The sequence below is a fragment of the Veillonella sp. LMAG:90 genome, from assembly GCF_008679445.1.
In the GTDB taxonomy this organism is placed as follows: domain Bacteria; phylum Bacillota; class Negativicutes; order Veillonellales; family Veillonellaceae; genus Veillonella_A.
In genome coordinates this window covers 1,933,783-1,954,112 of the sequence record NZ_NAND01000001.1, presented here as the reverse complement: position 1 = coordinate 1,954,112, position 20,330 = coordinate 1,933,783, and the positions used below count along the sequence as shown (strand labels likewise).

The 20,330-nt window shown below is 42.4% G+C and carries 22 protein-coding genes; 15 read left to right on the top strand and 7 right to left on the bottom strand.

Translation table 11 applies throughout. From position 1 onward, the window contains the following. Nucleotides 1–85: 85 nt before the first annotated feature. Entirely contained in the window at nt 86–2,236 is a 2,151-nt protein-coding gene (gene nrdD / locus CCC71_RS08650) for an anaerobic ribonucleoside-triphosphate reductase (protein WP_296333449.1), read from the top strand. 147 nt (nt 2,237–2,383) lie between these two features. Then, complete coding sequence (nrdG, locus tag CCC71_RS08645; protein WP_021841007.1) at nt 2,384–2,881, top strand: anaerobic ribonucleoside-triphosphate reductase activating protein; 498 nt, start codon at nt 2,384–2,386, stop codon at nt 2,879–2,881. A 194-nt stretch (nt 2,882–3,075) separates the two neighbouring features. Here nrdG and CCC71_RS08640 read toward each other — a convergent pair whose 3' ends face one another. From CCC71_RS08640 to CCC71_RS08630, 3 genes are all read right to left on the bottom strand, one after another. After that, nucleotides 3,076–3,624, bottom strand: a complete 549-nt coding sequence (locus CCC71_RS08640; RefSeq protein ID WP_021841437.1) for a gamma carbonic anhydrase family protein — start codon at nt 3,622–3,624, stop codon at nt 3,076–3,078. Nucleotides 3,625–3,707: 83 nt separating this feature from the next. After that, nucleotides 3,708–4,649, bottom strand: coding sequence for a nitronate monooxygenase (locus CCC71_RS08635; RefSeq protein WP_021841438.1), 942 nt, complete (start codon nt 4,647–4,649; stop codon nt 3,708–3,710). A gap of 163 nt (nt 4,650–4,812) precedes the next feature. Beyond that, nucleotides 4,813–5,349, bottom strand: a complete 537-nt coding sequence (locus CCC71_RS08630; RefSeq protein ID WP_021841439.1) for a hypothetical protein — start codon at nt 5,347–5,349, stop codon at nt 4,813–4,815. A gap of 362 nt (nt 5,350–5,711) precedes the next feature. On the opposite strand from CCC71_RS08630, the gene CCC71_RS08625 reads away from it, so the two are divergent. From CCC71_RS08625 to CCC71_RS08610, 4 genes are all read left to right on the top strand, one after another. Continuing rightward, entirely contained in the window at nt 5,712–5,846 is a 135-nt protein-coding gene (locus CCC71_RS08625) for a rubredoxin (protein ID WP_006554990.1), read from the top strand. Nucleotides 5,847–6,098: 252 nt separating this feature from the next. After that, the gene (locus CCC71_RS08620) at nt 6,099–6,617 is read left to right on the top strand and encodes a YceD family protein (RefSeq protein ID WP_006554989.1); all 519 of its coding nucleotides are present in this window, start codon (nt 6,099–6,101) and stop codon (nt 6,615–6,617) included. A gap of 38 nt (nt 6,618–6,655) precedes the next feature. Further along, a complete protein-coding gene (gene rpmF, locus CCC71_RS08615; RefSeq protein ID WP_006554988.1) occupies nt 6,656–6,838 on the top strand; it encodes a 50S ribosomal protein L32 in 183 nt (60 codons plus the stop codon). 303 nt (nt 6,839–7,141) lie between these two features. Beyond that, nucleotides 7,142–8,278 carry an acyl-CoA dehydrogenase family protein gene (locus CCC71_RS08610; protein WP_156704552.1) on the top strand — a complete coding sequence of 379 codons (1,137 nt, stop codon included), beginning with the start codon at nt 7,142–7,144 and terminating at the stop codon, nt 8,276–8,278. A gap of 118 nt (nt 8,279–8,396) precedes the next feature. Here CCC71_RS08610 and CCC71_RS08605 read toward each other — a convergent pair whose 3' ends face one another. From CCC71_RS08605 to CCC71_RS08595, 3 genes are all read right to left on the bottom strand, one after another. Next, the gene (locus tag CCC71_RS08605; RefSeq protein WP_156705599.1) at nt 8,397–8,966 is read right to left on the bottom strand and encodes a DNA glycosylase; all 570 of its coding nucleotides are present in this window, start codon (nt 8,964–8,966) and stop codon (nt 8,397–8,399) included. 168 nt (nt 8,967–9,134) lie between these two features. Next, nucleotides 9,135–10,343 carry an alpha/beta hydrolase gene (locus CCC71_RS08600; protein WP_021841442.1) on the bottom strand — a complete coding sequence of 403 codons (1,209 nt, stop codon included), beginning with the start codon at nt 10,341–10,343 and terminating at the stop codon, nt 9,135–9,137. A 103-nt stretch (nt 10,344–10,446) separates the two neighbouring features. Then, complete coding sequence (locus tag CCC71_RS08595) at nt 10,447–10,977, bottom strand: phenolic acid decarboxylase (protein ID WP_226974238.1); 531 nt, start codon at nt 10,975–10,977, stop codon at nt 10,447–10,449. Between the two features lie 211 nt (nt 10,978–11,188). Here CCC71_RS08595 and CCC71_RS08590 point away from each other — a divergent pair, with 211 nt between their 5' ends. Continuing rightward, nucleotides 11,189–11,740, top strand: coding sequence for a PadR family transcriptional regulator (locus CCC71_RS08590; RefSeq protein ID WP_021841444.1), 552 nt, complete (start codon nt 11,189–11,191; stop codon nt 11,738–11,740). 75 nt (nt 11,741–11,815) lie between these two features. Here the strand turns inward: CCC71_RS08590 and CCC71_RS08585 are convergent, their stop codons facing one another. Then, nucleotides 11,816–13,495 carry a DUF438 domain-containing protein gene (locus tag CCC71_RS08585; RefSeq protein WP_296333446.1) on the bottom strand — a complete coding sequence of 560 codons (1,680 nt, stop codon included), beginning with the start codon at nt 13,493–13,495 and terminating at the stop codon, nt 11,816–11,818. Between the two features lie 279 nt (nt 13,496–13,774). On the opposite strand from CCC71_RS08585, the gene fapR reads away from it, so the two are divergent. From fapR to CCC71_RS08545, 8 genes are all read left to right on the top strand, one after another. Further along, nucleotides 13,775–14,335 (top strand): transcription factor FapR, encoded by a 561-nt coding sequence (fapR, locus tag CCC71_RS08580; protein ID WP_006554981.1) that lies wholly within the window; start codon nt 13,775–13,777, stop codon nt 14,333–14,335. A 3-nt stretch (nt 14,336–14,338) separates the two neighbouring features. Continuing rightward, nucleotides 14,339–15,367: a phosphate acyltransferase PlsX gene (gene plsX, locus CCC71_RS08575; RefSeq protein ID WP_127058228.1), complete on the top strand. Its 1,029-nt coding sequence runs from the start codon at nt 14,339–14,341 to the stop codon at nt 15,365–15,367. Next, nucleotides 15,351–16,346 (top strand): beta-ketoacyl-ACP synthase III, encoded by a 996-nt coding sequence (locus CCC71_RS08570; protein WP_021841447.1) that lies wholly within the window; start codon nt 15,351–15,353, stop codon nt 16,344–16,346. The genes plsX and CCC71_RS08570 overlap by 17 nt, the downstream gene beginning before the upstream one ends. 14 nt (nt 16,347–16,360) lie before the next feature. Beyond that, nucleotides 16,361–17,305, top strand: coding sequence for an enoyl-[acyl-carrier-protein] reductase FabK (gene fabK, locus CCC71_RS08565; protein ID WP_006554978.1), 945 nt, complete (start codon nt 16,361–16,363; stop codon nt 17,303–17,305). A 17-nt stretch (nt 17,306–17,322) separates the two neighbouring features. Next, entirely contained in the window at nt 17,323–18,264 is a 942-nt protein-coding gene (gene fabD, locus CCC71_RS08560) for an ACP S-malonyltransferase (RefSeq protein WP_021841448.1), read from the top strand. 1 nt (nt 18,265) lies between these two features. Further along, nucleotides 18,266–19,009: a 3-oxoacyl-[acyl-carrier-protein] reductase gene (gene fabG / locus CCC71_RS08555; RefSeq protein ID WP_021841449.1), complete on the top strand. Its 744-nt coding sequence runs from the start codon at nt 18,266–18,268 to the stop codon at nt 19,007–19,009. Nucleotides 19,010–19,051: 42 nt separating this feature from the next. Then, nucleotides 19,052–19,288 carry an acyl carrier protein gene (locus CCC71_RS08550; protein WP_006554975.1) on the top strand — a complete coding sequence of 79 codons (237 nt, stop codon included), beginning with the start codon at nt 19,052–19,054 and terminating at the stop codon, nt 19,286–19,288. Between the two features lie 69 nt (nt 19,289–19,357). Then, complete coding sequence (locus CCC71_RS08545; RefSeq protein ID WP_296333444.1) at nt 19,358–20,314, top strand: NAD(P)H-dependent flavin oxidoreductase; 957 nt, start codon at nt 19,358–19,360, stop codon at nt 20,312–20,314. Nucleotides 20,315–20,330: the final 16 nt, after the last annotated feature.

Here is a 20,330-nt window from a genome sequence, read left to right as displayed (position 1 = left end):
GTGGCCAAATGGTCATTGCTTATTTGTCAATATCTTTTTTTATTTACATACTATATTTAGTAGTAAGTGTTAGGGAGGCTTTACCGTGTTGGAGGTAATTAAACGTGATGGCCAGAAAGTGCCATTCGATAAAACAAAAATCGAAATAGCTATCGAAAAAGCCATGAATAGCAGTACCGGTTTATATGAAGAAGGATTGGCGGGGCGTATCGCTGACGAAATCGAAGAATACGCTCATAAGATCGGCAAAACATTGACAATTTATGCTATTGAAGACCAGGTATATTACAAATTGTTGGAATACCATAATCCGGCAACGGCACGTGCTTATGAAAACTACAAAGCCGTTCAGGCTTTTAAACGTAAAGAAAATACGACTGATAAAGATGTATTTGGCTTGTTGGATCGCAGCAACACAGCATTGATTGATGAAAACTCCAACAAGGATGCAGCCATTGTTTCCACACAGCGTGACCTTATTGCCGGTGAAGTAAGCAAGGACATTGCCCGTCGTAAATTAATTCCGGCGGATATCGTGCAGGCTCATGACAGCGGCGCTATTCACTTCCATGATATGGATTACATCATTCAGCCGATGTTCAACTGCTGTTTAATTAATTTGGAAGATATGCTCACCAACGGTACTGTTATTAACGGTAAGAAGATTGATACACCGAAGTCATTCCAGGTTGCTTGTACCGTAACGACGCAGATTATTGCGCAAGTTGCTTCCGGTCAGTACGGCGGTCAGAGTATTAACGGTATCGACCGTATTTTGGCGCCGTTTGTACGTAAATCGTATGATAAGATTTTAGCCAATGTTTTGGAAGAACAGGTTGAAATCTATGACATGAAACCGAATATGGAAAAAGCGAAAGAAATTGCTTGGAAACGTACGCGCAAAGAAGTTAAAGACGGTATTCAGACTATTCAATACCAGATTAATACATTGATGACGACGAACGGTCAGGCTCCGTTTGTAACTTTGTTTATGCATTTTGACCCAAACAGCGAATATGCTAAAGAAGCGGCACTCATCGATGAAGAAATTTTGAAACAGCGCATTATGGGCGTTAAAAACGAAGCGAATGTGTATATTACACCGGCGTTCCCTAAATTGATTTATGTGTTGGATGAACACAATATTCACCCCGACGCACCATATTATTATTTAACGGAATTGGCTGCTAAATGTACGGCTAAACGCATGTATCCTGACTATATTTCCGCCAAGAAAATGAAGGAAAATTACGAAGGTAATGTTTTCAGCCCAATGGGTTGCCGTGCGTTCTTGTCTCCTTGGAAAAACGAAAAGGGCGAGTATGTATTCGACGGTCGTTTCAACATGGGCGTAGTAAGTCTCAACTTGCCACAAATCGGTATTTTGGCACGTCATAGCGAAAAACGTTTCTTTGAAATTTTGGATAAACGTTTGAAATTGGTTGAAAAAGCCTTATTATTGCGTTATGAATTATTGAAGAACGTAACCAGTGATGTATCGCCGATTCATTGGCAGCACGGTGCGATTGCTCGTCTTAAAAAAGGCGAACCGATTGCTAAATTCCTTAAAGGCGGTTATGCTACGATTTCTATGGGTTACATCGGTATGTACGAAGCAACGAAGCTTATTACGGGCGAGTCCAATACCGGTGAAAAAGGCCGTGTATTTGCCATGAAAGTCATGGATCGTTTGAACGAAGCCATTGACACTTGGAAGAAACGTCATAACATGGGCTTTGCTTTATACGGTACACCGGCTGAAAGCCTTACCAATCGCTTCAGCTCTTTGGACCGCGCCCGTTTTGGTGAAATCGAAGATATTACTGATAAAGGTTATTACACAAATAGCTATCATGTAAACGTACGGGAAGAAATTAATGTATTTGATAAGTTTGCATTCGAATCGGAATTCCAGAAAAAGTCGACCGGCGGTTGCATTTCTTATGCGGAAATTCCGAATATGACCAACAATATTCCGGCCGTATTAACTATGATTAAATACATTTACGATAATATTTCCTATGCGGAATTTAATACAAAATCAGATTATTGTCATGTTTGCGGTTTTGACGGTGAAATTAAAGTCAACGATAACAATGATTGGGAATGCCCACGTTGTCATAACACGGACCGTGATAAATTGACAGTAATCCGCCGTACTTGCGGTTATTTAGGTGAAAACTTCTGGAATGAAGGACGTACTAAAGAAATTAAAGACCGAGTAATGCATATTTAACACTCAAAAACAGGTCATGATTTCATGACCTGTTTTTTGTTTAGATTATTTAATTTAGGTAAGAATTTTTTATTTAGGTATATGAGAATGATTGTGCCGAAGTAACAATTATTTTTAAATTTGAGCAGGTAGAGGAGGCGAGCCGTAATGAATTATGGACAAATTCGCAAATTAGATATTGCCAACGGAAACGGTATCCGCACGTCTATTTTTGTTACCGGTTGCACACATAAATGTTTTAATTGTTTTAACGAAGAATACCAAAACCCACAGGCAGGGAAGCTTTGGACCGATAAGGAAACGGCAGAAGTACTTACTTACGTGAGCGATCCGAATGTATCGGGCCTTACCTTGCTCGGTGGCGAACCGTTTCAAAACGTGGACGGTTTGTTGCCGGTTGTGAAAAAGGTGCGTGAAACGGTGCCTGAAAAGGATATTTGGGCGTACTCCGGTTATACCTGGGATGAGCTCATCGCTTGCCCGGCTAAACGACAGTTATTGGAACAATGCGATATCTTAGTGGACGGCAAATTTGTGGATGCTTTACGCGACCCAAGCTTGCGGTTCCGCGGCTCGAAGAATCAACGTATTATTGATGTGAAAAAGAGCTTGGCTCAGGGCGAAGTTGTTATCGCCATGGACTAATGAAAAAGAGCTTGATTCAGGGCAAAGTTATTTGGTTATAGACGGATCAAACAAGCTGAAATATGAAATTGCATAGAACATATAATAAGAGGCTGACAGCAAATTGTTGTCAGCCTCTTTTGTGTGATGGGGAGCTAAACTTAGGGATAGCTCTTTAGTTTTTATTCTTTATTTGCGACAGTCATTTGTTCGTATTAAACGATTTTAGCGCCTTTTTTGTATTCTTCGCCGCCTGCATTAGGTAATAAACCGTAGCGTTCAGTCCAAAGGTTTTTATATTTCAATGCCTGGTTATGGATGCGTTCAACCTGAGATTCATCGGTACGAACTACTTTCGCCGGTACACCTACAACGAGGGAATACGGAGGAATCGTGGTGTTTTCCAACACAACCGCACCGGCAGCGATGATGGAACCGGTACCGATATGGCAACCGCTGAGAACGATGGCACCCATGCCAACGAGGACATTATCTTCCAAGGTGGAAGCGTGAACGATGGCACCGTGACCGATGGTTACGAAATCGCCGAGTACGCAAGCTTTATCGTCATCTACATGGAGTACAGAGTTGTCCTGTACATTGGTGTAGCGACCAACGATAATTTTATTTACGTCGCCGCGAGCAGCTACGTTTTGCCAGAGGGAGGCGTATTCTTTAAGCTCTACATCGCCGGCAATTTCAGCGCCCGGCATGAGGCAAGATTTAGGATCTAATTTTGGGTATTTTCCGTTAAAAGGTAACATAGTTAAAACTCCTTTACTAAATAATACATGGCCTCGGAACAATCAAAGGGTTCGTTGAGGCCATGGTAGGTCAATACTAAAGCTTAAGCAAAACGCTGTGCTTTTTTAATCGCTTCTTTTGCTTCGGCGATTACAGAATCAACGATTACTTTAGCCGGTTCAACTTTAGTCAAGCGATTTAAGCTTTGACCGCATTGTACGGCGCCATTTACGATGTCGCCTTCAACAGCCGCTTTGCGGTTAGTGCCGACGGACATAGCCGTTAATTCGTCTTTTGGAGCACAGCTGAATTCAGCTTCCAAGTATTTTTGCGTAAATTCATTTTTTAAAGAACGCACGCCGCCATGACCGCTGGTTAAACCGGTAACAGCAGAGTCCGTATCGGTTGCTTTGATGATGGCATCTTTACAGTTCTGATGCATCTGGCATTCTTCTGCCAAGATGAAGCGGGAGCCCATTTGCACGCCTTCGGCGCCCATAGTGAGGGCTGCAGCCAAGGCACGACCGTCAGCAATACCGCCGGCAATAACCACAGGGATATCTACTTCAGGCAATACGTTTTCCATGAGAGCCATGGTAGTCTGGGTACCGATATGACCGCCTGCTTCCTGGCCTTCAATGATGAGGGCATCAGCGCCGGCAGCAGCCACACGTTTAGCCAATTTAACGTTTGGTACAACCGGGATTACTTTGATACCGGCTTCATGCATCGGTTCGATGTAAGGAACCGGGTTGCCTGCCCCCAAAGTAACGAAAGCCGGTTTTTCTTCTTTAATAACGGCTACGATTTCGTCGATGTTCTTAGCCATTAACATGAGGTTAACACCGAACGGTTTGTCCGTCAAATTCTTAGCCGCACGGATTTCTTCACGTACCCAATCAGCTTCGCGACCGCCGGTAGCGATAACGCCGGTAGCGCCTGCGTTAGCTACGGCCGCTACTAAAATATGTTCAGACGTCCAAGCCATAGCGCCCTGGATAATCGGATATTCGATGCCTAAGAGTTCAGTCAATTTTGTTTTCATGTTCTACCTCCTGTAAAATGTAGATTGTTTATTATTATAAAAAATTGTGAATTTGTTTAATAAAAGAAGTAATTGAAAATCACTTTTATTTCCACTACTAATTATAAAGGAATTTAATGAAAAAGTCTATAAATAGAAATATTTCGATTGTTGTGTTGTTGGATTAAAAATAAATACTATAGACCTTTTTAAATGCACTTGATGCGGTATTGTATGCTGGACCAGCAAAAGACGATTTCATTACTCTAGGAGGATCATTGCTAGGTGGCAGTAATAGATTTCCGTTCAAATCATAAAAACCATTATCGGTGACCGTAAGACTAAGGCCATTATCTTTATCTTTTTCTTGAATTAGGATTTCGGTTAATTCATCCCTTATGTTGTATTTAGGCAAAGTGCTAGTATCTACATTATCCAGTATATAATTGACACTACGGTCATAGTTATAATTAGCAACAGTATTGATTTCTACTATTGCTTTGTTACTATAGGAAACGATATATATAGTATATTCTAATGTATAGTAAGGTGGTGAATAACGAAGTATTTTTATTGAGTCTTGGTTTAAATAATAGGTGTCATCGGATGTTTCGTCTGTTTTTAAGAATTGAGGCGAGTTTTGCAGTTCGGATAAGGAGATAGCGAAAGCTGAAGTAGCGAGAGACACCAGTAATAATGTTAAGAATAATATCCGTTTCATAGTTTTACTCCTTAATTGAAAATAAAATTGAGTATCTTTATATTTAATTATAGAATAAATCAAATGCTTTTTGTAGATGAAGTTGAATAAGAAATTAAAATGGATAAAAATATATTTTACTTAAAGAACGATGGCTAGTAAATTTATAGCAAAACGTTAAGATAAAACACCAAAAATAATAATAACAATATGCTACATTTTATTACGAGTTTTTCATGTCAAAAGTCTGACAATATAGATAGAATAAGGCTTAAAAAGGATTTAACAAATTTTGAAAAAAGATATTGAACATAATCGATATTTGTGATAGACTAAAGATGTAGATACAAGTGTCTATTCTAAAATGAAAGGAGGAACAAGTGATGGAAAAATACGTATGCGTAGTATGCGGTTGGGTTTATGACGAAGCCGTTGAAGGTGTTAAATTTGAAGATCAACCTGATGATTATGTTTGCCCAATCTGTGGCGTTGGTAAAGATCAATTCGAAAAAATGTAATTGATTGACATCTTAATCAGAAACTAAAAATATAGAAGCCTCCTTGCAAAAGGGGGCTTTTCTCTTCATTCTAAAATACACTTTTAAAGGCGTTGAGGGTCTCTTACGAGTGTATCTACGGTTATCTGTCTCCTTAAGCATAGATATTAAATCGGACGAGTATATTTTTATTAGAAAAATACGGCAAGAATGTAGATAACAATTTGACAAAGACATGTTAGATAGCTATAATATTATAGTCGAGGTAAAATTATGAAACTGCAAGTAGAGCAAGCAAAAGAACACATAGGAAAATCGTTTCCTTTTCAATTTACTGAACCGGCCACCGTGCTGGGGGATGTAACTGCTTTTCCTTGGAGCCGTCATGATATAACCATTAGTGGTGATTTTCGTTACGATGGACAGGATTTCATCGTAGAAGGAACCGTAACAACCAATGGTGATTACGAATGTACACGTTGCTTGACGGAAGTAGCGTATTCGCAGACTACACCATTCAATGAAACCTATGGCGTCCTTAAAGAATGGGACGATGTTGAGGAAGCCGAGGTTGTTCCTTTTGATGGTGAGACCATTGATTTAACGGATCTCATTCGGGATACATTAATCATCAATGAGCCATCTCAAGTGTTATGTCAGGATGATTGCAAAGGATTGTGCGTTCATTGCGGAGCAAATAAAAATGTTTCACCTTGTTCTTGTGAATCCTTTGTAGTGGATCCTCGATTGGCAGTGTTACGTACACTGCTCGATGAAAAAGATGATGATTAATTAAAAGTCCCAGTGATTATGTTAAGGAGGTGCAGATAATGGCAGTACCAAAGCGTAGATTGTCCAAATGTCGTCGCGACCGTCGTCGTGCGAACTGGAAATTAACTGTTCCAGGTTTTGTAGCTTGTCCGCAATGCCACGAACCTATGATGCCTCATCGGGTTTGCCCTACATGCGGTCATTATAAAGGAACTCAGGTTGTTAATAACATCGCTGAATAAGACCTGCTGAGCTAGTGAATAGCTCTTAATAAAGCGCGGTTATCCATCGGATAGCCGCGCTTTTGCTATGTCCGGATATTTGATTTGTGGACGATATAGTTTAATTGTGCTATAGTAGCAGTGAAATGTCTTATTAAAGGCATAGTATGTTAATTGTATTAGTGTTGATATAGACAGCAATATTTGGATGATAACCGTTAGATAAAACGGACTGAAATTAGTATTTTAATATATATGGCTGTCGGTATGAGCATTAGGCGCTACGAATAGGTTTTTAATAAGAAGAGGCATAAGGAGGTTACTATGCATCCGTTAACAGCGAATCAAAAAGCTTGGCAGGAAAAAGTAAATGAATTTTGTCGTGAATTTGTGGAACCTACCGTGATTGAACGGGATAAAGCGCAGATTTTCGATCGTCAATTGGTAGATAAGGTAATGGCTTTAGGCTTGCCTAAAATTGCTTGGTCTAAAGAGTATGGCGGCTTAGGCGAAGATTATATCAGCTATATGGTGGCTTTAAAAGAGCTCGCTAAATTTGATGATGGTCTTGCCATTACTCTGTCCGTTTGCATGGGGCTTTGTTGTGAGCCATTATTGCGATATGGTACTGATGAACAAAAAGAAAAATTTTTGAAACCCCTTGTTGCAGGCAGTATCTTGGGCGCCTTTGCATTGACTGAAAAAGAAGCAGGCACTGATGCATCGGGCGTACAGACTATGGCTGTAAAAGATGGTGATTTTTACATTTTAAACGGTGAAAAAATGTATATCACCAACTCCGGCGAAGCAGGCATGTATATCGTGTTTGCCAAAACCGATGCGGAAGCCGGTGCCAAAGGTATTTCGGCTTTTATCGTAACGCCTGATATGGAAGGGTTTACGGTAGAAAAACGAGATCCTATGATGGGCCTTCACACATCCACTTGTTCCGGTCTTACTTTTAAAGATGTAAAAGTTCCGGCAGCTAATTTGTTGGGGAATGAAGGGGAAGGCTATAAGATTGCTATGTATGCCCTTGACAGTAGTCGTATCGGCGTAGCTGCTCAGGCTACGGGCCTTGCGGAAGCTGCATTAGCTCATGCTATTGAGTATACGAAAGAACGCGTTCAGTTTGGTAAACCGCTCAGTAAATTCCAGAATACACAGTTTAAATTAGCCGATATGGCAATAAAAGTAGAAGCAGCTAATCTGATGCTTCACAATGCCGGCCAAGATAAAGCGGAAGGTAGACCGTATACAATTTCTGCTTCTATGGCTAAAAAGTTCTGCAGTGATATTGCCATGGAAGTGACTACGGCGGCAGTACAGCTTTTTGGCGGCTACGGTTTCTCTGAAGATTATCCGGTAGCCCGTTTAATGCGTAATGCCAAAGTTACCCAGATTTATGAAGGCACCAACGAAGCCCAGCAGATGGTTGTGGGCGGTTCTTTGTTGCGTTAGAAACGGGGCTTTGATTGCAATAATATAATGCTATTAAAAGAGAAACGAGCGGATTTTTCCGCTCGTTTTTTGTCGTTAACTGTTTATATTTTTTTAGTTATAATTCACACAAGGTGGGCTATTTCAACAATCCCATTTCATGGAAAAAAGCTTCATAGGCTGCCGCTTTTTTAGCAAGGCTTAACGGATAGGCGCGGGAGGTGGATGGCAAACGTGTTATGGTAACGGTTCTTGTCCCAAAGGTAACGGTAATGGTTTCACCGGTTTTAGGAAGTTTTGTTTTTTCAGGTAATAGGCTGAGTAAGACTTCCGTCGCTTTGCCGCCGGTGGTGCCGATATGTTTGCAATTCGGTAGTTTGCCTAAGACTTCTTCAATCGGCACCGGTTTTACTACTTTTAAGAAAGCATCCGACGCATTGCCGTGCTCGCGAATAGCTTGCCATACAGTAGGGCAGGAAGCGATACCTCTTTCGGCTAAAAATGCTTTGATTTTATCGGCATCGAAGGCTTTTTCTTCACCTTTACGGAAGTGGTCCGGATCATTAAAGAAAATCATGCCGTACACACGCCACATGTCGTTTTGAAAGTTTGGGTAATGGAATTGCATGGCCCGTTTATCGGCGGCCGGTGGAAAGGTACCCATCATCATAACCGTAGCATTGGAGGGTAATAATGGGGGAAAGGGCATGCTTTCCACAACCGGTGTTGCACTTGTTTCTGCAATAGTATTGGCAGTATTTTTATCTATGTTTTGATTGACTCTTTTGGCACACATAATAAAACAACTCCTTTTATGATGACTATCTATAGGCTTAGTATAGCACAGTACATAGAAGGAGTTGTTGCATTTAACACATTATTTAGTGTTTGATTGAGTTATTGGTTGCGCGTTTAATTTATCGACAATCCATTTGACCATAGTTTCGTTTACCAATTGACCTTGGTTACCGTGTGGTGCCTCGGAATTGGAAATGAATAAATTTTCCACACCATTTGAATTTAAAGCATCCCGTAAGCGATAGCTTTGGGCAATCGGTACCAATGTATCACGACCGCCGTGAGCAATGAACATTGGCGGGGTCTGTGGTGTTACCTGATAAACGGGACTACCGTTTAGAGCTAATTCAACATAATGCCAATCCGGAGATTGTGTGTTATGTGTTTCGTAAAGCTGTCGTAATACACCAACACCTTGGCCCGGTTTATTGAAGCCTAAAAGAATAGATTCATTGGCATCCGGAGCATCGTGAGTTTTGGCCGCTTTGGCAGTCGATTGTAGGGCCGGGTTCATTTCGGGCGCCATGGTCAACAAGTCCGTAGGGCCGTAATAATCGATGACAGCCGAAACGGCACTAGAGTATTCGGTGTTGCCGCCCACATTGCCTTCATAGGCAGGATTGTTATTGGTGGTAGCCAAAAGAAGCGCTAAATGAGCGCCCGCCGAGGTGCCGCTGATAGCAATGCGATTAGGATCGATGTTGTATTCTTTAGCGTGAGCGCGAATGAAGCGTACGGCACCTTTTACATCATAAATTTGATCCGGATAGGCGGCTTCGGAATTTAAGCGATAGTCTACTGAAACTAGGGCAATTCCGTGGCGAACTACTTCTTTGAAAACTTCCAAGGATGAACGGTTGTCATTAGCCATAAGTTGACCTGTAGCATCGCCGTAGGTATTCGGTGGCAGATTGCTCATCGAAGTAGGCGTATTGTTTACGGTGCTGTTTGCAGTATCATTAGCTGTCGGTTCCGCATAGGTTCCCGTAGCCCATCCGCCGCCATGTACAAAGACTAAAACAGGAACCGGTTCGGTTGTATTTTGCGGTTTGTATATATTTAATCGCAAGGCTTTGGTTTGATTGTTATATGTCGGTACGTTAGCGACTAAGATGTCCTGATAGGTGGGGGCAATATAGTCGTTTTGAGTACTGTTTGCTGTTGTTGTCATAGTTGGCACCGTATTGGCTGCATTGCTTGTAGCGGCCTTGTCATTAGTTAAAGGGAAGAGGATAAGCCCGGTCGTCAATAGTGAAACGGCCAAATAGGCTTTCAGTTGTAATTTCATAGTATCACCTTTTTTAGTAAATTACATATTATTTTTGAAAAGCCTCTAAAATATTTTACTTATATATTATAGGGGGATAGGGACTTAATTGCATCATACATGCTTATTTCTTAATGCGTTTATAGTCTTTATCAAAATAACGACCTTCACGAATATCGTCGGTCATGCCTTTATAAGGTGCTTCGGCAATGACTTCTTCATTATTTTGGCCGGCTTTTCTTATGTAAGTAATGGTAGCAAATTCAGGAACTAACAATTTAGGATATGTTTCGTATTTTTCACGGGATTCATGCATTAAGTCAATGTGTTCATTTTGATAGCAAACGGTGATTTCCGGATGATCTTCTACCCATTTAGGGAAGAAAATTGTGCCATGCATGATTTTTTCATTAGGCATAAAGTCGAGGGCTACATCGGTACCGGTAGGTTCGGTCCAGGTTACTTTGAAAACGCCGTCTGTTAATTTAACAATATTGGCTTCTTGATCGGTTACCCAACGGCCGGCTACCATGCCGCCGTGAATACGATAATCTACGGTGTGATCATTTTTGGCATACCATTCATATTCCCAGCCGTTATCATAAGTGTAAATAAAATGAGTGCCTAAAAAGTCGTCTAATTCTTTGAATTCCATAGTGATAACCTCCTACATATTAACATGTGATTAAGTGACTGATTGATGTTTTAATATTAAAATAACAACATGTAAATAAATACATGTTTATTTACACTTAGTATGTTATACTTAGTAATAGGAAAAGTCAAGCGATAAATATGGACTGACAGTTTAATCATTGGAAACTGTCATTTTGATACTAAAGAACTGTTGAAAGAGGTGAGTTGTCATGGCTCAAAAAAATACATTGCGCTATGTAATTTTAGGCTTATTGTCAAAAGAGCCTATGGCCGGTTACGATATAAAAAAAGCGTTTGAAGGGGAAATCGGAGATTTTTGGTACTCCAATCATAGTCAGATTTATCCCGAGCTTAATCGGATGGAACAGGAAGGGCTTATAAGCGGTCATGAAGCGATTGTAGGGAGTAAACTGACGAAGAAGAAGTATACCATTACCGATTCGGGTAACACCGTATTCGGTGAATGGCTGAATGAATCATTGAATGCATTGCCACCTACACGCGACGAATTCGCCATGAAAGTATATTTTATGGATTCCGCCGATCAGCCTTTATTGGTGACTTTATTTGAGGAAGAAATTGCGCGGCACGAAGAAAAATTAACCTATTTAGAATCTCGTTGGCAGATGTTGTTCGGGACGACAAATCCTAAAGAGCGATACTTTGGTCATTCATTGATTTTAGAGCGCGCTATTCGTCGTGAAAAAGATCATTTAACTTGGCTACATGAGGCTTATAATCGTTTACCCGGTAAAAAGTAAAATAAGGAGATTGCAATCCGTAACGGTTGCAATCTCCTTTTTTTTTTATTAATAGAATTTTAAGTTAATACTATTTTAAGCCTGTTTTTCAATATATTGAGCAATGGCATTCATCAAATCGGCTTGGATCATGCCGGAACGATCGGCTGCTTTGGCGATGGTAGCTTTTTTAGCCATAATTTTGCCGAAAGCGGTGTTTAGCATAGCAAAATTGCTGTTAATTTCCGGCATATGTTGACGGAGACCAGGTACTTGATCGAAGAGGTCAAAAAGACGAGTGTCCCCAGTGATGGTAATGCCTTTGACAGTAATTTCGTCCCCCATAGTAGCTGAAGTTTCGCTGTTTTGATCCTTGTCAGCAAAATTTGTATCAGTCGTAGCGGTGTTAGCTGCAGCGGCCGTAGCGGTACTGCTTGTAATAGGTGTAGCGGCACTATCGGCAGCAGCGGTTTCTGATTCTTCTTTATTACCGTGAACTTCATCGTCCCAAGTTAAGAGGGTACGAGAGCCTTCAAGACTACGGATACGTGTGCAATCTTGCATCATTTCAAGAACCCCTTTGAAGTTACCCTTTTCATCGCGCACAGCGGTGTAAAGAATGTAGATGAACGCTTCCGGCTTATCAATCCAAAATTCAGCTTTATCTTGTTCGCCGGAGCGGAGTTTTTCAATAATTTCTTCTACCAAATGAACGCTCTTTGCAGGATGGCAGTTGCGTACTTCACGGCCGATAACATTGGCACTGCGAGGGAAAATACGATGTTTCGTATCACTGTAGAATTTAACCAGTTCGTTTTCGTCCACATAGGAAAGGTCAACCGGCATGTGTTTAAAGAGTAGGTTGATGCGTTCAAGGGATAATTTTCCGGTAGCTACATCGAGTTCTGTTTCAGGGGATGGGGCTGTAGCTACATTGTATTTACCTAGTAAAGCAGCTAATTCGCTCATGAAGTTTTGTTCGTTGCCGTTTGAGAGTGAGGGCGCATCGTTGACGGTTCCGTTGGCGGTCACATTACCGTAGAATGGTGGCGGCGTAATGAGGGCAAAGCCGATTTCGTGGTCGCCGCGGCTCATGTGGCTGAATTCATCATCCTTCACCAGTTTATACGCCGTCGGTAAGAGGACTTCCTGTTCTTTGTCGGCCAAGTCACGGAAAGCATCGGTCATTTTGGGTTGGAGTTCTAAGAATTTTGTGGTGTCATCGGCTTGTAAGAGGCGACGGCTTTCGCTGATTAAATCACGCACTTTGTCGTCAAAGGTCCACATGATTTTGGTAGGGCGGTCAAAACCGTATTTTTCGAGAGCCGGGTAGAGCTGGTTTTGTTTGCGGGACAGATGGCGGGACCACTGTGCTAATTTATCGTAAATACCGAGCCATGGATTTTTAATAAAATGAGGTGCTTTTAATAAAGCGTCTACTTCATCCATAACCGCGAGGCCTGCTTGGATTTCTTGCATATATACCCAAAGCGGATGGTTTTCCGGGTAGGTATTTTCGGCACGAATAAGGATGCCGTCGAATAATTCGAGAAGTTCATCCATGCGGTGGGTGATTTCTTCGTCTGTGTAAGAACCTTTTAATTGTTGCTCACCGTAAGCAAATTCGTCCGGTGTGCAAGTGCCGATGTGATCTTTTAACAGGGCACGGGCTTCTTTTAAACTTAACTGACCACTTAAATAGCTGTCCTTGATTTCAATCATTTTTTCGAGGCGTTGGTTGTTGTTTAAGCCTAAGGCTGTTTTCATAGATGTCATAGTTCTTCTCCTTTTTTCGGTTGCACATTACTGCAATTAATAGTTAAAATATATATAGGGATACTTTGTTGTAATATATGGTCCCAACGGTTGAGTTATGATCATGTTTTTATTATAATGAAGTTGAAAATAGTTTTCAGTAGCTGAGGCTACATAATCGCCGTATTTTTGTTGAATTTTTGTTGAATTTTTAGGGCTCATAAATTTTACTTGCATAAATGGCCATTGTGACATATAATTGTAACGAAGTATTATTACTTGGTCATAAAAGGTGGTACCATGAGTCGGATAAAAAAACAAGAGCGACAACAGTTATTGCAACAAAAACTGAATACTACGCCCTTCGTTACTGACGAAGAGTTGGCCATCTATTTTAATGTCAGTGTGCCGACGATTCGTTTGGATCGATTGGAGTTAGGCATTCCTGAATTACGGGAGCGCATTAAATCCAGAGTAGACGGACTGACGCCAAGTGGCAATAATCACAGCCATATTGAAGTGGTTGGTGAGCTTATAGATCTCACCGCCGGTGAACAAGGTCTGAGTATATTGCGGACGACGGATGACATGACCGATTCCAGCGGCTATGTGGAGCCTCAGTATTTATATGCGCAGGCTGATTCATTAGCCAAGGCTGTGCTGGGCATCCCCGCTTCATTAGCCGGTGTCGGCAATATAAAGTATAAGAATCCTGTTAAAGCAGATTGTAATTTGGTGGCCAAAGCCTCTGTCATGCGACAACGAGGTGAGAAGTATTTTATTTGGGTCACAATCAAAGATAAAGTTAAGGAAGTCTTTCGGGCGAAATTCATAATGGAGCCCATTCAGAATAGGGTGTAAAATATGAAAATTGCATTAGATGCTATGGGTGGTGATTTTGCACCGTTTGAAATTGTGCGTGGTGCAATTGATGCGGTTAAAGCCTTCCCTAATATTGAAGTAGTTTTGGTGGGTGACGAAGCACGAATTTATGAAGTATTAAAAGAATTCGGGCAGGAAAAAAATCCGCAACTCATTATTCACCATGCCAGTGAAGTAATTGAAATGAATGAACATCCCGGCACAGCTGTGCGCAAGAAGAAAGACGCATCGGTCATTGTCGCTACGCGTTTAGTTAAACAAAAAGTATGCGATGCGGTCATTGCGCCGGGCAGTACCGGGGCAGCCGTAGCGGCAGCTTTGTTCGGCTTAGGACGTATCAAGGGGATTGACAGACCTATGATTGCCACGCCGATTCCTACACCACAGGGTGTTACCGTTATGCTTGATTCGGGTGCTAACGCGAATTGCAAGCCAAAACATATGGTGCAGGGGGCTATTATGGGCTCCGAATATGCACGACTTATGTTTGGCCATGAAAACCCTACCGTCGGTTTGTTGAATATCGGCGAAGAATCTACTAAGGGTAATGAATTGTGTTTAAGCAGCTATCCGTTGTTGGAACAACTTAAAACCATTAACTTTAAAGGTAATGTGGAAGGTCGTGACATTCCTAAAGGTACGGTTGATGTTGTTGTATGTGACGGCTTTACGGGCAATGTAGTTCTTAAGTTGGCAGAAGGCCTTGTAGGGGTCATGACGCAACTTGTTAAGGAAGGCATCAAGGATGGCGGTATATTAGCCAAACTGGGGGCATTCCTGATTTATCCGGTGTTCAAGAAGATTCGTAAACGCCTTGACCATACGGAAAACGGCGGCGCACCATTATTGGGCGTAAACGGCGTATTCATGATTTCGCATGGCAGTTCCAAGGCTAAAGAAATTTTGACAGCTATTAAAATTGCCGGCGATATAGTTGATCGTAAGATTATTGAAAACATTCAACACAGTATAGAAGAAGAAGGAGCTATCAAATATGACGATGTGGACTAAACCGGTAGGTATCATCGGTACCGGAAGTTTTGTACCGGATAATATCGTAACCAACGCTGATTTGGAAAAAATCGTAGACACGAATGACCAATGGATTCGTGAACGCACCGGCATTGAAGAGCGCCGCGTTGCTCCGGAAGGCATGAATGCTTCCGATATGGCAACGGAAGCGGCTAAACGTGCCTTGGACGCAGCCGGCTTGAAGGCGGAAGATATTGATTGTATCATTTTAGCAACTTTAACCGGTGATATGTCGGTTCCTTCCACAGCTTGTTTAGTACAAGCTAATTTAGGAGCTACTAATGCGGCCGCTTTTGATTTAGGCGCTGCTTGCTCCGGCTTTGTATATGGATTGATTACGGCCGGCAGTTATGTGAATAATAACTTCTTCAAAAATGTGCTTGTAATCGGTGTAGAAGTTATGTCCCGCGTGCTTAACTGGAAGGATCGCAGTACTTGTATCCTGTTCGGCGATGGCGCCGGCGCAGCAGTAGTGTCATCTGTACCTGAAGGCTATGGCATGTTGGGTATGGATATGGGTGCCAACGGTGCCAGCGGTATGGCAATTTGCATTCCATCCAGCGGTACGGCGATGGTGCCTAACGATAAACGTATCGAAGAAGGCTTGACCTATGTTCACATGGATGGCGCCGAAGTTTATAAATTCGCGGTTAAAATCATGGGACGCACCGTGCTTAACGCGTTAGAAAAAGCCGGTTTACAGTTAGAAGATTTAGATCGTTTCATTCCTCATCAAGCCAATACACGGATTATCGATTCCGCAGCACACCGGTTGAAAATGCCGGCAGAGAAAGTGTTTGTTAATTTGCCGAAATACGGCAATACATCGGCCGCTTCGGTAGCTATTGCTTTAGATGAAGCAGTGAGATCCGGCTTTGTTGAACGAGATCATACAGTCGCCTTTTCCGGCTTCGGAGCCGGATTAACTTGGGCCGGCTTGGTAATGAAATGGTACTAAGGAGGACAACCATCATGATTAAGACTGATATTTGCGATTTGTTAGGGATTGAGTATCCTATATTCCAAGGTGGTATGGCTTGGCTTGGTACCGCTGAACTTGCTGCGGCTGTGTCCGAAGGGGGCGGTCTCGGTATTATCGGTGCCGGACATATGCCACCGGACGTATTCCGTAATGAAATTCATAAATTAAAAGAACGTACCAATAAACCTTTCGGTTGTAACATCATGTTGATGTCGCCGTTTGTTAAAGAAGTTATGCAAGTTGTCTTGGAAGAACGCGTTCCGGTAATTACAACCGGTGCCGGTAATCCGAGTACATACGTGCCTGCATTAAAAGAAATCGGTACTAAAGTTATTCCTGTAGTAGCTTCCGTATTGCTCGCTAAACGTTTGTTGCGCGGCGGTATTGATGCGGTAGTTGCGGAAGGTACCGAATCGGGCGGTCACGTAGGGGAAATCACAACTATGTGCTTAATTCCTCAGATTGCTGACGCTGTAAACGTACCGGTTATCGCTGCCGGCGGTATTGCTGACGGTCGCGGTGCGGCTGCAGCCTTCGCTTTGGGCGCCAGTGCGGTACAAATGGGCACACGTTTTGTATTATCCGAAGAATGTATTGCTCATGCTAACTATAAAGAAGCCGTATTAAAGGCAAAAGACCGTTCCACCGTTATGACTGGTCTTACGACAGGTCATCCGGTTCGTATTTTAGAAAACTTATTATCCCATCAGTACCAGGAATTGGAATTCAGCGGTGCTCCTAAAGAAGAATTGGAAGCTTTGGGTGCCGGTGCACTTCGCAAAGCGGCTATTGAAGGGGACGTTAAAAACGGTTCCGTTATGATTGGGCAGATTTCCGGTATGTTACAGGATGTAAAACCTTGTGCTCAAATCATTCGCGATATTATGGCCGAAACCGAAACCGTAATCGGCGGCTTACAAAAGATCATTAAATAATACAGGAGGCGTTACTAGTGAAAACAGCATTTGTATTTCCTGGCCAAGGTTCTCAAAAAGTAGGTATGCTTCAAGATTTATATAATGCCTATGACATTGTAAAACAGCGTTTTGCTGAAGCTGATGAAGCATTGGGCTACTCCATTACGAAGCTTTGCTTTGAAGGTCCTGATACCGAATTGGTTAAAACGGCTAACACACAACCGGCTATTTTAACAGCCAGCGTTGCTTGTTATGAAGTATTGAAAGAAAAGGGCTTTACTCCTGATATCGTGGGCGGTCACAGCTTGGGCGAATACAGCGCTCTAGTGGCAGCCGGCGTACTTGATTTTAAAGATGCTGTTTACCTCGTTCATAAACGCGGTGAATTCATGCAGGATGCTGTTCCATTGGGTGAAGGTGCCATGGCGGCTATCTTGGCTTTACCTCGTGAAGAAGTAGTGGCGATTTGTGAAAAAATCGACAAAGAAGTCGGTTCCGTTCAGGCAGTAAACTTCAACTGCCCGGGTCAAATCGTAATTGCCGGTGCTACGGTTGCCGTAGAAAAAGCTGCTGAAGAAATGAAAGCAGCCGGCGCGAAACGTGCCGTTATGTTACCGGTAAGTGCTCCGTTCCACAGCCGTTTGATGGAACCGGCTGCGGCCCGTTTGAAAGACGAATTGGACAAAGTAACTGTTAACGATGCCAAGATTCCGGTAGTAGTTAACGTAACCGGTGAAATTTTGACCGATGCGAACGCTATTAAAGAATCCCTCGTTATCCAGGCGGCTCATCCTGTTCTTTGGGAAGATTGCGTAGCTACCATGATTAATTATGGCGTAGGCAACTTCGTAGAAGTAGGTCCGGGCAAAGTTTTGACCGGTTTTACCAAAAAAATTAACAAAGAAATGCAATTGGCTAATGTAGAAGATGTAGATTCCTTAGGGAAAACTATTGAGTTTTTAGAAGGGGTTCGATAAAATGCAGTTAACAGATAAAGTTGCTTTAGTTACCGGTGCCTCTCGTGGTATTGGCCGTGCCATTGCTTTGTTAATGGCTAAACAGGGTGCCGACGTAGTAGTGAATTACAGCGGCAGCGAAGGGGCTGCGCAAGAAACCGTAGATGCTATTTTGGCTATGGGCCGCAAGGCTATCAAAATTAAAGCTAATGTAGGCAATGCCGAAGAAGTAGCGGCTATGGTTGACGAAGCGCACACAACTTTCGGTCGCATCGATATTTTAGTAAATAACGCCGGCATTACCCGTGACGGTTTGCTCATGCGTATGAAAGACAGCGATTGGGATGATGTTATCAACATCAACTTGAAAGGTGTTTATCTGATGACCAAAGCGGTTTCCAAAATTATGATGAAACAGCGCAGCGGTAAAATTGTTAATATGACATCGGTTGTAGGTGTGACCGGTAATGCAGGCCAGGCCAACTATAGTGCCTCAAAAGCCGGCGTAATCGGTTTTACTAAAACTTGTGCTAAAGAATTGGCATCCCGCGGTATTACCGTGAATGCGATTGCACCGGGTTTTATTCACACCGACATGACGGATGTTTTACCTGATAAAGTGAAAGACGCCATGGTTCACACGATTCCGTTGGGCCGTATGGCAGAGCCGGATGAAGTAGCTGCTGTAGCTGCTTTCCTAGTCAGCGATATGTCGAGTTATATTACGGGTCAAGTCATTAATGTTGACGGCGGCATGGTAATGTAGCTAATATATATAGAGCAAACAATGAAAGGAGGTGAAATCACAATGACCACGTTTGATAAAGTTAAAGCGATCGTTGTGGAACAGTTAGGCGTTGACGAAGCTGAAGTTAAGATTGATTCTACATTCATTGACGACTTAGGAGCTGACTCCTTAGACATCGTTGAATTGATCATGGCTTTCGAAGAAGAATTCAATGTTGAAATTCCTGATGATGTAGCTGAAAAAATTAAAACAGTGAAAGATACGGTAGAATACATCGATTCTATCAAAGAAGCGTAAGACTTACTTGTGCACCGGTAGGAGGCGGCAACGCCTCCTAGTCGGTATACGTAACAGGAGGAATTTATAGTGAAGCTCCCTGAACTTCGCATCGGAAATCTGGTAGCAAAGGTGCCAATCATTCAAGGCGGCATGGCAATCAGATTGTCTACGGCTCGTCTTGCAGCAGCTGTAGCTAATGAAGGTGGCATCGGTCTAATTGCGGCCTCCGGTATGCCATTTGATGAATTACGTTATGAAATTAAATTAGCTCGAAAATTATCACCTACGGGTATTATTGGTATAAATGCAATGGTAGCAGCTTCCGAGTTTGCTGGCCTAGTGCGAACGGCTATTGAAGAAGGTATTGACCTCGTTGTAGCCGGTGCAGGTTTTTCTCGTGATATGTTTGGTATGGGGAAAGAATCGGGTACTCCCATTGTTCCGATTGTGTCCTCCGGGAAATTGGCTCGTATTTCTGAAGGCTTGGGTGCGGCCGCTGTCATCGTTGAAGGCAGTGAAGCCGGTGGTCATTTAGGTACAAATCGCTCATCGCGTGAGATTGTACCGGAGGTGTTGAAGGCCGTTAAAAATATCCCGGTAATAGGAGCGGGTGGCGTTCTCGACGGGAAAGACATTGTCGAAATGATGAAATTAGGAGCAAACGGCGTACAAATGGGTAGTCGTTTTGCAGCTAGTGAAGAATGCAATGCATCGGATGAGCTTAAAAAAATGTACTTACGTGCTAAAGCGCCTGAAGATGTTGTATTGATAGAGAGTCCGGTAGGATTGCCGGGGCAGGCGATTCGTAACAAATTCGCTGCTTCTGTATTGGACGGTACTGTACCGCCACCAACTGAATGTGACCGTTGCTTAAAGCATTGTTCTCACAAATTTTGCTTGATTAAAGCCTTAGAACGGGCACAGCAAGGTGATGTGGAAACCGGTTTGGTATTCTCCGGCAATAATATGCGCAAAGTAGATGAGATTTTGCCGGTTAAGGAGGTTTTCCGTCGTTTGTTAGCGGAAGTATCTCAGATTGATTAATGTATTTCAATGCATA

What these genes read in the sequence shown, in the direction of transcription:
- nrdG (WP_021841007.1), top strand. Translation starts at nt 2,384, where the DNA reads ATGAATTATGGACAAATTCGCAAATTAGATATTGCCAACGGAAACGGT.
- CCC71_RS08640 (WP_021841437.1), bottom strand. Translation starts at nt 3,624, where the DNA reads ATGTTACCTTTTAACGGAAAATACCCAAAATTAGATCCTAAATCTTGC.
- CCC71_RS08635 (WP_021841438.1), bottom strand. Translation starts at nt 4,649, where the DNA reads ATGAAAACAAAATTGACTGAACTCTTAGGCATCGAATATCCGATTATC.
- CCC71_RS08630 (WP_021841439.1), bottom strand. Translation starts at nt 5,349, where the DNA reads ATGAAACGGATATTATTCTTAACATTATTACTGGTGTCTCTCGCTACT.
- CCC71_RS08625 (WP_006554990.1), top strand. Translation starts at nt 5,712, where the DNA reads ATGGAAAAATACGTATGCGTAGTATGCGGTTGGGTTTATGACGAAGCC.
- CCC71_RS08620 (WP_006554989.1), top strand. Translation starts at nt 6,099, where the DNA reads ATGAAACTGCAAGTAGAGCAAGCAAAAGAACACATAGGAAAATCGTTT.
- rpmF (WP_006554988.1), top strand. Translation starts at nt 6,656, where the DNA reads ATGGCAGTACCAAAGCGTAGATTGTCCAAATGTCGTCGCGACCGTCGT.
- CCC71_RS08610 (WP_156704552.1), top strand. Translation starts at nt 7,142, where the DNA reads ATGCATCCGTTAACAGCGAATCAAAAAGCTTGGCAGGAAAAAGTAAAT.
- CCC71_RS08605 (WP_156705599.1), bottom strand. Translation starts at nt 8,966, where the DNA reads ATGCCCTTTCCCCCATTATTACCCTCCAATGCTACGGTTATGATGATG.
- CCC71_RS08600 (WP_021841442.1), bottom strand. Translation starts at nt 10,343, where the DNA reads ATGAAATTACAACTGAAAGCCTATTTGGCCGTTTCACTATTGACGACC.
- CCC71_RS08595 (WP_226974238.1), bottom strand. Translation starts at nt 10,977, where the DNA reads ATGGAATTCAAAGAATTAGACGACTTTTTAGGCACTCATTTTATTTAC.
- CCC71_RS08590 (WP_021841444.1), top strand. Translation starts at nt 11,189, where the DNA reads ATGGCTCAAAAAAATACATTGCGCTATGTAATTTTAGGCTTATTGTCA.
- CCC71_RS08585 (WP_296333446.1), bottom strand. Translation starts at nt 13,495, where the DNA reads ATGACATCTATGAAAACAGCCTTAGGCTTAAACAACAACCAACGCCTC.
- fapR (WP_006554981.1), top strand. Translation starts at nt 13,775, where the DNA reads ATGAGTCGGATAAAAAAACAAGAGCGACAACAGTTATTGCAACAAAAA.
- plsX (WP_127058228.1), top strand. Translation starts at nt 14,339, where the DNA reads ATGAAAATTGCATTAGATGCTATGGGTGGTGATTTTGCACCGTTTGAA.
- CCC71_RS08570 (WP_021841447.1), top strand. Translation starts at nt 15,351, where the DNA reads ATGACGATGTGGACTAAACCGGTAGGTATCATCGGTACCGGAAGTTTT.
- fabK (WP_006554978.1), top strand. Translation starts at nt 16,361, where the DNA reads ATGATTAAGACTGATATTTGCGATTTGTTAGGGATTGAGTATCCTATA.
- fabG (WP_021841449.1), top strand. Translation starts at nt 18,266, where the DNA reads ATGCAGTTAACAGATAAAGTTGCTTTAGTTACCGGTGCCTCTCGTGGT.
- CCC71_RS08550 (WP_006554975.1), top strand. Translation starts at nt 19,052, where the DNA reads ATGACCACGTTTGATAAAGTTAAAGCGATCGTTGTGGAACAGTTAGGC.